The sequence below is a fragment of the Rathayibacter sp. AY1C7 genome (assembly GCF_002931865.1).
Taxonomy (GTDB): Bacteria; Actinomycetota; Actinomycetes; order Actinomycetales; family Microbacteriaceae; genus Rathayibacter.
This window is the reverse complement of record NZ_PSWB01000002.1, coordinates 103,930-114,368: the sequence shown is the minus strand read 5'-3', so window position 1 is coordinate 114,368 and position 10,439 is coordinate 103,930. Positions and strand designations below refer to the sequence as shown.

The window sequence follows — 10,439 nt, the reverse complement described above, 5'->3', positions numbered from 1 at the left end:
CGCGGGATCGCGTCCCGCGGGCCTTCCCTCGTCCTCCGGACGCGTCAGTCGCTCTGCGTGCGCGGCAGCGGTCCGCCGATGAAGAGGTCCGTGTTCATGCGCCGGCGGCGCATCACGACCAGGACGGCCGCGCAGGCGACGAGCGACGCGGCGACCGCGCCGCCGCCGATCATCAGCGCGGTAGTCGGCGTGATGCCGGCCGGTCCCGCCGAGGCGGCCGTGCTGAGGAAGGCGGTGCGCGCGGCGCTGATCGCGGTGCCGCAGACCTGCTGCGCCTCCCACGGTGCGGCCGTGGTGTCGCTGTCACGGTAGGAGACGGTCACGGCTGCCGTGCGGTGCGACTCGCGGCCGAAGGCGACGACGCAGTAGACGGAGGGGTCGGGGTCGGCGATGACCGCGTCGCCCAGCGCCAGCTCTGCCCAGCCGATGGAGTCGGACTGCACGGCGACGTCGCCGGCGGCCAGGTCGGCGCGGGCCCCGGAGGTCTCGAAGGCGCCCACGGCGACCTCCTCGTCGGCGTCGAAGCCCCAGACGGCGCCGCGGGGCGCCTCGGTGCTGCCGTCGCCGAGCTCGCGCGGCTCGAGCAGGAGGCCGTTGCCGGTGGAGGGCGCGAGCCGGAAGACGACCTTGGCGGCGGAGCCCTGGTCGCCCGTGAGGTCGACCGTGAAGGCGCCCGACTTGGTGATCAGCGCGGTCGGCACGGTCGCGGTGCCGCTCCCCGCCTCGAGGGTCAACGGGGTCTTGGTGCCGTTCGGGTCGCGGAGGACCGCCGAGACGGCCTCGCCGCTGGCGAAGCCGGTGTACGAGAAGCCGACGCCGTAGAAGCGGGCGAGCTCGACGGTGAGCGCCTCCGGCTGGACGGCGAGCTCGCGGGTGAGGAAGACGTCCGCGGTCGCTGCACCGGCCGCCGGCTTCGCGCCCTCGGTCGAGGTGCCGAGCTCGGTGCGTCCGGGGGCCGACGCCGCCGGAGTGACGGCGCCCGCACCGGAGGAGCCGGCGGTGCCGGACGTGGTGGTGCCGGTTGTGGTGCCGCCGCCGGAGGTGCCGCCGGACGTCCCTCCGCCGGTGGATCCGCCGCCGGAGCCGGAGCCGGAGCCGCCGGAGGACGATCCGCCGCCGGTGGAGGGCTGGCCGCCGCCGGAGCCGCCCTGCTGGCCGCCGCCGGTCGAGCCGCCGCCGGTCGAGCCGCCGCCGGTGGATCCGCCGCCCGTGGAGGGCTGGCTCGGCTGCTGGGGCGCGGGGTCGACCGGTGCCGGATCGACCGGCGCGGGGTCCACGGGCGCGGGGTCGACGGGAGCGGGCTGCTCGGGTTCTGCCGGCTCCTCGGGCACTCCGGGAACGGACGGCTCCTCGGGGACGCCGGGAACGGGGTCGGAGCCGCCGTCGCCCGGCTGCTCGGGATCCTCCGGCACGCCGGGGATGGTCGTCGCGGCCGGCTGCTCGACCGTGGTCGAGACCGTCGAGGCGGAGGGGGCCGCGACGGCCGCTCCGGGGAGGGCCAGGCCGAGCACGAGCGCCGCGAGAGCGGCGGCGGGCAGGGCGAGTCGGCGGGATGACGGCATGGCGGTTCCTTCCTCCACGGGCGACGATCTGCGTCCGCGCACGGAGGAGCGCACTCCCCCCTCACGAGGGTAAGGGCGAGAGGCGAGCTATCGCGAGCCGTCCTGTCCCCCGTCAGAGGGACGTCGCGGTCGTGCTTCCGTCCGGACGGCCCGGTCGAGGCTCACCCGCGATCGAGGAGGGCCCGCCGGAGCCGCACGGGATCGACCCGCCAGAAGGTGTGCACGCGCCCGTCGATCAGCACCACCGGGATCTCCTCGACGAAGCGCTCGTGCAACTCGGGATCGTCGAGGATCGACACCTCCGAGACGGCGACCGACGCCTCGGCGCCCAGGTCGGCGACCACCTGCTCGACCACGGTCCGCGCGTCGTCGCAGAGATGACAGCCCGGCTTGCCCACGAGCGTCAGCTCCACGTCCACCATGCGGTCAGTGTACGGCGGCCCCGGCGACGGGCGCCGAGACGGCGAGCGCCGCCGGGATGATCCGTGAACGCAGACGAGCGCCCGACCCCGGAAGGGCGGACGCTCGAGTGGGAAGAGGCGCGAGCCTACTTCTTGTTGCGACGCTGGTGGCGAGTCTTGCGAAGCAGCTTGCGGTGCTTCTTCTTCGCCATACGCTTGCGACGCTTCTTGATGACAGAACCCACGAAGACCTCACAACGTTCAGGGGGTCGACCGCCCGACGGGCGGCCGCTTACGAAAAACTGGCTCCCGCGAGCTTACACGACCCGGGGCTCCACCGTTTCCGGCTCCTCGGCGCCCCTCACTTGCGGATGCGCAGCGCCTCCGCCACCTTCGTCGCTCCCTCGCTGACGCCCCGCTGGATGTCCTGCACCACGGTGCTGACCTGGTGGGTGCGCTCGGCGAGCGCCCGACCCAGCGACTCCGCCCGGGCCGCGGTCGGAGCGTCGAGCAGGGCGCCGGCCGCCTCGTCCTCGGCGAGGAAGGGCAGCAGCCAGTCCTCGACCTCCGCCAGCGGCGCGTACTCGAGCGCGTAGAAGCGGTGCTGTCCGCTCTCGCGCACCGTGACGAGGCCGGTCTCGCGCAGCACCTTGAGATGCTTGGAGACGGTCGGCTGGCTCAGCTCGAGGCGCGCCACGATCCGCGACACGCTCATGCCCTCGGCCGAGCCGTCCCGCCGCTGCTCGAGCAGCAGGGCGAGGATGTCCCGGCGGGTCCCGTCCGCGATCACCCCGAAGATGTCAGCCATGCGCCCAGGCTAGTCAGCGCCCCGGGGGCCAGGCACCGAGCGGGTAGCATGGCCGCGATCGAGTGGAGGATCCGCCGTGGTGGTTCGGCAGCAGTTCCGCAGCCCCGTGGGCGTCTCGCCCGTCTCCCCCTGGTCGGGGTTCGAGCGGGCCCGCGACCTCATCGACGACTTCGCCGGACGCTCGCCGTCCCGCTTCGCGATCCTCATCTTCTCGGCGCTCGTGCTCGTCTTCACCCTGCTGTTCTCGCTGCCGGTGTCGAGCACCACGGGCACCGTCACTCCGCTGCACGACGCCTTCTTCACCGCGATGTCGGTGATCTGCGTGACCGGCCTCGCGACGGTCGACATGGCGACGCACTGGTCGGCGTTCGGCCACTCGATCATCTTCGTCGGCGTGAACATCGGCGCTCTGGGAGTGCTGACGCTCGCCTCGATCATGGGCCTGGCGATCTCGCGCCGCCTCGGCCTCCGGGCGAAGCTCATGGTCGCCAGCGACTCGAATCCGCTGCGGATCCACTCCGGCCCCGTCGCCGAGGGCCAGGCCGTGCGCCTGGGCGAGATCGGCGGACTGCTCGCCACCGTCGCGATCAGCGCCGCCGCGATCGAGATCATCGTCGCGCTGCTGCTGTTCCCGCGGATGCTGATCGACGGGATCCCGATCGGCGAGGCCGTCTGGCACTCCTTCTACTACTCCGCGATGGCGTTCACGAACACCGGCTTCGCCCCGAACGCCGCGGGACTCACCCCGTTCGAGGACGACTACTGGTTCCTCGGCATCCTGATGCTCGGCGTCTTCCTCGGCTCGATCGGCTTCCCCGTCATCTACGCCTTCTCCCGCGGCTGGCGGCGCCCGCGCAAGTGGTCGGTGCACGTGAAGCTGACGCTGGTCACCTCCGTGATCCTGCTCGTCGCCGGGGCCGTCCTCTACATCGTGCTCGAGTTCGACAATCCGAGGACCTTCGGCAGCCTCGATGCGGGAGACACCGTCTTCCAGTCCTTCTTCCTCTCGACGATGACGCGGTCGGGCGGCTTCTCGACGATCTCGGTCCCCGACCTCAACGGCTCGAGCCTGCTCGTGACGGACATGCTGATGTTCATCGGCGGAGGATCGGCCTCCACGGCCGGCGGGATCAAGGTCACGACCCTCGCGATCCTGTTCCTGGCCGCCTTCGCCGAGGCCCGCGGCAACAACGACATGGAGGCCTTCGGCCGCCGGATCCCGAACGACGTCCTGCGCCTGGCCGTCTCGGTCGTGCTGTGGGGCGCGACGACGGTCGCCGTGTCGTCCGTCCTGATCCTGCACATCACCAAGGCCTCGCTCGACCACGTGCTCTTCGACGTGATCTCGGCCTTCGCGACCTCCGGGCTCTCGACGGGGCTCACCGCGGAGCTGCCGCCGTCCGGGGTCTACATCCTCGCGCTGACGATGTTCATGGGCCGCGTTGGTACCGTGACTCTCGCCGCCGCGCTCGCCGCGAGCCAGCGGAGGCAGTTGTTCAGACGACCGGAAGAGAGGCCCATCGTTGGTTGACCGCATCAGGTACGACGCCCCGGTGCTGGTGATCGGCCTCGGGCGCTTCGGAGCCGCCACGGCCGGCCAGCTCGACCGCCTAGACCGCGAGGTCCTCGCCATCGACGCCGACGCCGGTCTCGTGCAGAAGTGGTCGGAGCGGGTCACCCACGCGGTGCAGGCCGACGCCCGCTCGCTCGACGCCCTCGCGCAGATCGGCGCGCAGGACTTCCAGGTCGCCGTCGTCGCGGTCGGCTCCTCCATCGAGGCGTCCGTGCTGATCACTGCGAACCTCGTCGACCTCAAGATCCCTCAGATCTGGGCGAAGGCGATCTCGCGCTCGCACGGCAAGATCCTCGAGCGGATCGGCGCGAACCACGTGATCTACCCCGAGGCGGAGGCGGGCGAGCGCGTCGCGCACCTGGTCTCGGGCCGCATGCTCGACTTCATCGAGTTCGACGACGACTTCGTGCTCGCGAAGATGTACCCGCCCAAGCCGATCCGGGGGCTGACGCTCACGGAGTCGGGCGTGCGCCGCAAGCACCGCGTGACCGTCGTCGGCGTCAAGAGCCCGGGCAAGCCCTTCACCTACGCGACCGAGCAGACCGTCGTCTCGAACCACGACCTCATCGTGGTCAGCGGCACCCCCAGCGACATCGAGCGCTTCGCGGCCCTCGGCTCCTGACCCGCGCCCCCTCCCTCCTCCTCCTCTGCGGGATGCCGCTCCGGTACGCCCGCTCCGGGTGTCGCGTACCCGAGCGGCATCTCGCGGAGAGAAGGGCGGAGTCAGGAGGCGGCGAGCTCGCGGGCGCGGGCCAGCGCGGCGTCGGTCGCCCGCGTGAAGAGGGCGGCGAGGTCGGCCTCCTGCAGGACCGCGACGGCCCGCTCGGTGGTGCCCTTCGGGCTCGTGACCCGCCGGCGCAGCTCCGCCGGCTCCTCGCCGGAGTCCGCGAGCAGCTCGGCCGCGCCGCGGAACGTGCCGACCACCATCGTCGACGCCTGCTCCGGAGTGAAGCCCTTCGCGACAGCGGCCGCGACGAGCTCCTCGATCAGCAGGAACACGTAGGCGGGACCCGAGCCGGAGATCGTCGAGAGCGCGTCGAGCTGCGACTCCGGCACCTCGACCACCTCGCCGACCGTCTCGAACAGGCGGCGCACGAGCGCCAGGTCCTCGTCGCCGGACCGCGTGCCCGCGCTGAGGCCGGTGACGGCGCGGCCCACGACCGCGGGAGTGTTCGGCATCGAGCGGAGCACGGCGACGGACGCGGGCAGGTGCCGCTCGAACGTGGCCGCGGTCACACCGGCGGCGACGGAGACGACGACCGCGCCCGGGGCGAGCGCGTCGGCGATCTCGTCGAGCAGGTCCGGCACCATGTGCGGCTTGACGGCCACGAGCACGATCGCCGCGCCCTCGACCGCACGCCGGTTGGCCTCCGAGTCGTCAGCGGTGGCGAAGGCGGTGACCACCGGGTGGCCGTCCCACGCGGCGGCCTTCGCGGAGTCGCGGTTGGTCACCCGCACGCCCCCCTCGACGCGCACGCCGGGAGCCAGCAGGCCCTGGAGGATCGCGCCCCCCATCGAGCCGAGGCCGAGGACGGCGATGGACGGGAGCAGGACGGGCGCATCGGTCACGCCGCTCATCCTACGAAGAGCCCGCGGCAAGGGGGTCCGGGTGCGGTCCGGCGCCTCGTAGGATGGCCCGACCATCCAGCGGCGAGCCCGAGGAGACCACGTGAGCGCATCCGGAGGCGGCACCGCGATCATCGCGGCGCTCGCGGCCAACCTCGGCATCGCCCTGACGAAGTTCGTCGCCTGGTTCTTCTCCGGATCCGCCTCCATGCTCGCCGAGGGCGTGCACTCGCTCGCCGACTCCGGCAATCAGCTGCTCCTGCTGCTCGGCGGCCGCAAGTCGCGGAAGGCCGCCGACGAGGAGCACCCGTTCGGCTACGGACGGGAGCGCTACGTCTACGCCTTCGTGGTGTCGATCATCCTGTTCTCCGTCGGCGGCGTCTTCTCGCTCTACGAGGGCATCGAGAAGATCGCCGAGCCGCACGAGCTCGAGAATTCCTGGCTGCCGATCCTGGTCCTCGTGATCTCGATCTGCCTCGAGGGCTACTCGCTGCGCACCGGAGTGAAGGAGTCGAACCGGGTCCGCGGCTCGCAGTCCTGGTTGCAGTTCATCCGCCGGGCGAAGGCGCCGGAGCTGCCGGTCGTGCTCCTCGAGGACGTCGCCGCGCTCACCGGTCTGACGTTCGCGCTGCTCGGAGTCGGGCTGACCGTGATCACCGGCGACTCGGTCTACGACGCGATCGGAACGATCATGATCGGCACCCTGCTGATCGTGGTGGCGATCGTGCTGGGCGTCGAGACGAAGAGCCTGCTGGTCGGAGAGGGGGCGACTCCCGCCGACGCCGCCTCGATCCGCGCCGCGCTCGAGGCCGGGCGCGACGTCGAGCGCGTCATCCACATGCGCACGCTCTACCTCGGACCGGACGAGATCCTCGTGGCCGCGAAGCTCGCCTTCCCGGCCGCCGAGACCCTCGAGCACGTGGCCGCCGGGATCGACGCCGCCGAGAAGCGGATCCGCGAGGCCGTTCCCGCCGCCACCACGATCTACCTCGAGCCCGACGTCGACCGCGGACGCGCGGGACCGCCGGCGGCCCGTCCGGCCGTGACGGAGGCGGAAGGGACGGCCGCCGCGGCCGCTCCGGCCGCCGCCGCTCCGCCCGCCGCCTCCCCGCCGGCCGCGCCGCACGGGAGCGCCTGAGATGCGCCGGGCCCTGGCGATCGTCAACGAGCGCGGTGCCGGGCTCGGCGCGCTCGAGCCGATGCTGACCGAGCGGGGGTTCGCCGTCGACGCCGTCGCAGGGACGGACCTCGACGCGATCGACATCCTCGCCCCCGACCTCGTCGTCACGCTCGGCTCCAGCGCCGGCGTCTACGAGACCTCGCGGCACCCCTTCATCAGCCCCGAGATCGCGCTCCTGCAGGACCGGATGCACCACCGCCGTCCCACGCTCGGCGTCTGCTTCGGAGCGCAGCTGATCGCGACCGCCCTGGGCGAGTCCGTCCATCCCGGATCGGCCCGCGAGGTCGGCTTCCGCCCGGTCGTGCTCACGGAGGAGGGCGCCGGCTCCCCGCTCCGGCACCTCGCCGGCGTCGACGTGATGCAGTGGCACGGCGACACCTTCGCGCTGCCGAGCGGAGCGGCGCTGCTGGCGTCGTCGACGACCGGCGAGGTGCAGGCGTTCGCCGTGGAGGACTGGCTCCTCGGCGTGCAGTTCCACCCCGAGCTGACCGGCACGATGGCCGCGCAGTGGCTCGAGGGCGACGGGGAGTGGGCAGGAGCGGCGGGCTACGACGCCGCCGCGCTCGCCGACGACGTCGCGGCGGAGCGCTTCGAGCGGATGCACGCGGCGACGCGGCTCGCGCTGACGGAGTGGCTGGGCGCTCCGAGCTGAGGGGTTCGGCGGCGCTCGGCGTCAGCGGCGGTCGGCGTCAGCGGCGGTCGGCGAAGAAGTCGAGCAGGAGCCGCGAGCACTCCGCGGCGCGGACCCCGGGGTACACCTCGACCACGTGGTTGTGCCGGCGGTCGCGGAGGAGGTCGTGCACGGATCCGGAGGCGCCCGCCTTCTCGTCCCACGCACCGAAGACGACGCGGTCGATCCGCGCCGCCAGGATCGCTCCGGCGCAGAGCACGCACGGCTCGAGCGTGACCACCAGCGTGCAGCCCTCGAGATGCCAGTCGCCGCGGGCCTCGGCCGCCACGCGGATCGCGACCACCTCGGCGTGCGCCGTCGGATCCCGCCGCAGCTCGCGCTCGTTGCGCCCGAGCCCGAGCACCGCACCCTCCGAGTCGAGGACCACCGCGCCCACGGGGACGTCGCCCCAGCCCGCGGCCCGCCGCGCCTCGTCGAGCGCCAGGCCCATCCACTCCTCGGAGCGGCGGGGGACGCGGAGATCGCTGTCGCGCATCGCTCCCCCTCCTGCGGCGGCCCGCTGCGGCCGGTGGGGCGCCGCTCCGGCCAGTAGATTGAGCTTATGCGCGTCCACGTAGCCGACCACCCGCTGATCACCCACAAGCTCACCGTGCTGCGTGACAAGCGCACCCCCTCCCCCACCTTCCGGCAGCTCGCCGAGGAGCTGATGACGCTCCTCGCCTACGAGGCCACCCGCGGCGTCCGCACCCGCACCGTCACCATCGAGACCCCCGTGACGCAGACCACCGGCCTCGCGCTCAGCGACCCGCAGCCGCTGGTCGTCCCGATCCTCCGGGCCGGCCTCGGGATGCTCGAGGGCATGGTCAAGCTCATCCCGACCGCCGAGGTCGGCTTCCTGGGCATGGCGCGCAACGAGGAGACGCTCGAGCCGACCACGTACGCGGAGCGCCTGCCCGACGACCTGTCGAACCGCCAGTGCTTCGTCCTCGACCCGATGCTCGCGACCGGCGGCTCGCTCGTCGCGGCCATCCAGTTCCTCTTCGACCGGGGAGCGGTCGACGTCACCGCCGTCTGCCTGCTCGCCGCCCCCGAGGGCCTGGCCGCCGTCGAGAAGGCCTTCGGCGACCGCGACGTGACCATCGTCCTCGGCTCCCTCGACGAGAAGCTCAACGAGCTCGGCTACATCGTCCCCGGCCTCGGCGACGCGGGCGACCGCCTCTACGGCCTCGCGGGCTGAGCCCGCCGGCCCCCGGACGAGCGGGCCTTCCGTCGCGCCCCGGAACAGGGAGCCCCGCTGAGCCGTGCCGGTCGGCCGGCGCAGCGAGGGTCTCGACACCCCACCGCGACCGTCCGGCACCGCTCGTCCTGTTGATCGAGCAGCCCGCGCAGCGGGCGCAGCGGGATCCCCCGTCACGGCGCGCGCCTCCTCCCGAGCACCGGAACCACCCCCGACGCGCCGTCCATCCCCACGGAAGTGTTGACGCCGTGCACCGGCCTCCGCTTTACTGACGGACATGACTGACACCCTGCACGCCCTGACCTCCCTCGAGGCCGTCGGGAATGCCGGCATGATGATGGCCGGTGGCCCCGTCATGTGCTGTCGAATGTGTGCATGAGGAACTGACCTCGCCGGATCCCCGCACCGCCTCCGCCCGCTGATCGTCACGATCGGCTGAGCGTCCGAGGCGCGGACGATCCCCTGGATGCCCCGCATCCGTCTCTGCCGCCACCGCGCACCGCGGGACGGCTCGATCGCGCACACCCGGATCCGCTCCCTCGGACACTCGTCCCGGATCCGACCAGCCAAGGACTCGTCATGACCCTCCTCCACACCCGCACCATCACCGCCGCCACCTCCACCGAGGCGCCCCGCCTCCAGCCGGTCGCCGACGCCGCGCCCGCAGCACCCCGCCTCCGCGCCGTCCCCCAGGGCACCGAGGCACGCGGCTTCGCCCTCTACGTCGGCATCGACGAGGCCAAGGCCCGCGCCGCCGGAGTCGACCTCGGCCGCCTGGTCGAGGAGCTCAAGCGCGTCACGGCGCAGCTCGCCCCCGACGCCGAGACCTACGCCTCCGTCGCCCTCGCCCCGCAGGGCGCCGGCGGCCGCGACGTGGACGTGGTCCGCCTCGCGCTGCAGGACCCGGCCGCGGTCGCCAAGCGCCGCTCCGACGCCGAGCCCGACCCCGACCGTGCACCCGGCGGCGTCGTCATCGACATCTCCCGCAAGCGCGTCATCCTCGACGAGGAGACCACCCCCCTCACCTACAAGGAGTTCGAGCTCCTCCAGTACCTCGTGCTCCGCGAGGGCCGCACCATCGAGCGCGCCGAGCTCATCGCCTCACTCTGGGGCGCCGCGGACGACGACGCGCCGAACGAGCGCACCATCGACGTCCACGTCCGCCGCCTCCGCGCCAAGCTCGGCCGCTACGAGGAGATCGTGCGCACCGTCCGCGGAGTCGGCTACCGCTTCGACCGCCACGCCGACGTCGCCATCCGCTACGCGTCGACGCCGTCGCCGGATCTGTTCTGAATTGTAAGGAGAGCGCTTGCGCTCTCCTTACCGCGGTCGGCCTCACCGGTGGTCGCGATTCGGAGAGCGGGTCGCGACCGGCTAGCGGGAAACGCTGACACGCGTTTCCCGCGTTCGCCTGGAGGGCGGGACGTCCTCTCGACCTCGACGGATGTGCGCGACCGCTCCTCAGACGTGGAGGGCTGCTC

Annotated in this window: 12 protein-coding genes; 6 read left to right on the top strand and 6 right to left on the bottom strand. The window is 72.8% G+C overall.

Annotated features, from left to right (window positions below):
* Positions 1–44: 44 nt before the first annotated feature.
* The 4 genes from C5C69_RS01510 to C5C69_RS01495 all read right to left on the bottom strand — a co-directional run bounded on the left by C5C69_RS01510 (position 45) and on the right by C5C69_RS01495 (position 2,771).
* Positions 45–1,562 (bottom strand): hypothetical protein, encoded by a 1,518-nt coding sequence (locus C5C69_RS01510; RefSeq protein ID WP_104257152.1) that lies wholly within the window; start codon positions 1,560–1,562, stop codon positions 45–47.
* Between the two features lie 161 nt (positions 1,563–1,723).
* Positions 1,724–1,984 carry a glutaredoxin family protein gene (locus tag C5C69_RS01505; protein WP_104233428.1) on the bottom strand — a complete coding sequence of 87 codons (261 nt, stop codon included), beginning with the start codon at positions 1,982–1,984 and terminating at the stop codon, positions 1,724–1,726.
* Positions 1,985–2,109: 125 nt separating this feature from the next.
* A complete protein-coding gene (locus C5C69_RS01500; RefSeq protein WP_003792170.1) occupies positions 2,110–2,208 on the bottom strand; it encodes a 30S ribosomal protein bS22 in 99 nt (32 codons plus the stop codon).
* Positions 2,209–2,324: 116 nt separating this feature from the next.
* Complete coding sequence (locus C5C69_RS01495) at positions 2,325–2,771, bottom strand: helix-turn-helix transcriptional regulator (RefSeq protein WP_104224854.1); 447 nt, start codon at positions 2,769–2,771, stop codon at positions 2,325–2,327.
* 160 nt (positions 2,772–2,931) lie between these two features.
* On the opposite strand from C5C69_RS01495, the gene C5C69_RS01490 reads away from it, so the two are divergent.
* Together C5C69_RS01490 and C5C69_RS01485 are read left to right on the top strand one after the other, a co-directional pair.
* Positions 2,932–4,302: a TrkH family potassium uptake protein gene (locus tag C5C69_RS01490; protein ID WP_244229642.1), complete on the top strand. Its 1,371-nt coding sequence runs from the start codon at positions 2,932–2,934 to the stop codon at positions 4,300–4,302.
* The gene (locus C5C69_RS01485) at positions 4,295–4,966 is read left to right on the top strand and encodes a TrkA family potassium uptake protein (protein WP_068255410.1); all 672 of its coding nucleotides are present in this window, start codon (positions 4,295–4,297) and stop codon (positions 4,964–4,966) included. The genes C5C69_RS01490 and C5C69_RS01485 overlap by 8 nt, the downstream gene beginning before the upstream one ends.
* Before the next feature lie 101 nt (positions 4,967–5,067).
* Here the strand turns inward: C5C69_RS01485 and proC are convergent, their stop codons facing one another.
* Entirely contained in the window at positions 5,068–5,922 is an 855-nt protein-coding gene (gene proC, locus C5C69_RS01480) for a pyrroline-5-carboxylate reductase (RefSeq protein WP_104257151.1), read from the bottom strand.
* A 91-nt stretch (positions 5,923–6,013) separates the two neighbouring features.
* Between proC and C5C69_RS01475 the strand changes: the two genes are divergently transcribed.
* Positions 6,014–7,048 carry a cation diffusion facilitator family transporter gene (locus C5C69_RS01475; RefSeq protein WP_104257150.1) on the top strand — a complete coding sequence of 345 codons (1,035 nt, stop codon included), beginning with the start codon at positions 6,014–6,016 and terminating at the stop codon, positions 7,046–7,048.
* Position 7,049: 1 nt separating this feature from the next.
* Positions 7,050–7,742 carry a gamma-glutamyl-gamma-aminobutyrate hydrolase family protein gene (locus C5C69_RS01470; protein ID WP_104257149.1) on the top strand — a complete coding sequence of 231 codons (693 nt, stop codon included), beginning with the start codon at positions 7,050–7,052 and terminating at the stop codon, positions 7,740–7,742.
* A 37-nt stretch (positions 7,743–7,779) separates the two neighbouring features.
* On the opposite strand, the gene C5C69_RS01465 is transcribed toward C5C69_RS01470, so the two are convergent.
* The gene (locus tag C5C69_RS01465) at positions 7,780–8,256 is read right to left on the bottom strand and encodes a nucleoside deaminase (RefSeq protein WP_219812330.1); all 477 of its coding nucleotides are present in this window, start codon (positions 8,254–8,256) and stop codon (positions 7,780–7,782) included.
* 66 nt (positions 8,257–8,322) lie between these two features.
* On the opposite strand from C5C69_RS01465, the gene upp reads away from it, so the two are divergent.
* Positions 8,323–8,958, top strand: coding sequence for a uracil phosphoribosyltransferase (gene upp / locus C5C69_RS01460; RefSeq protein ID WP_104224850.1), 636 nt, complete (start codon positions 8,323–8,325; stop codon positions 8,956–8,958).
* Positions 8,959–9,537: 579 nt separating this feature from the next.
* Complete coding sequence (locus C5C69_RS01455) at positions 9,538–10,251, top strand: winged helix-turn-helix domain-containing protein (RefSeq protein WP_104257148.1); 714 nt, start codon at positions 9,538–9,540, stop codon at positions 10,249–10,251.
* The last annotated feature ends 188 nt before the right edge of the window (positions 10,252–10,439 follow it).

Excerpts from the sequence above, each read along its gene's own strand:
- C5C69_RS01510 (WP_104257152.1), bottom strand. The coding sequence starts at position 1,562 with ATGCCGTCATCCCGCCGACTCGCCCTGCCCGCCGCCGCTCTCGCGGCG.
- C5C69_RS01505 (WP_104233428.1), bottom strand. The coding sequence starts at position 1,984 with ATGGTGGACGTGGAGCTGACGCTCGTGGGCAAGCCGGGCTGTCATCTC.
- C5C69_RS01495 (WP_104224854.1), bottom strand. The coding sequence starts at position 2,771 with ATGGCTGACATCTTCGGGGTGATCGCGGACGGGACCCGCCGGGACATC.
- proC (WP_104257151.1), bottom strand. The coding sequence starts at position 5,922 with ATGAGCGGCGTGACCGATGCGCCCGTCCTGCTCCCGTCCATCGCCGTC.
- C5C69_RS01470 (WP_104257149.1), top strand. The coding sequence starts at position 7,050 with ATGCGCCGGGCCCTGGCGATCGTCAACGAGCGCGGTGCCGGGCTCGGC.
- C5C69_RS01465 (WP_219812330.1), bottom strand. The coding sequence starts at position 8,256 with ATGCGCGACAGCGATCTCCGCGTCCCCCGCCGCTCCGAGGAGTGGATG.
- upp (WP_104224850.1), top strand. The coding sequence starts at position 8,323 with ATGCGCGTCCACGTAGCCGACCACCCGCTGATCACCCACAAGCTCACC.
- C5C69_RS01455 (WP_104257148.1), top strand. The coding sequence starts at position 9,538 with ATGACCCTCCTCCACACCCGCACCATCACCGCCGCCACCTCCACCGAG.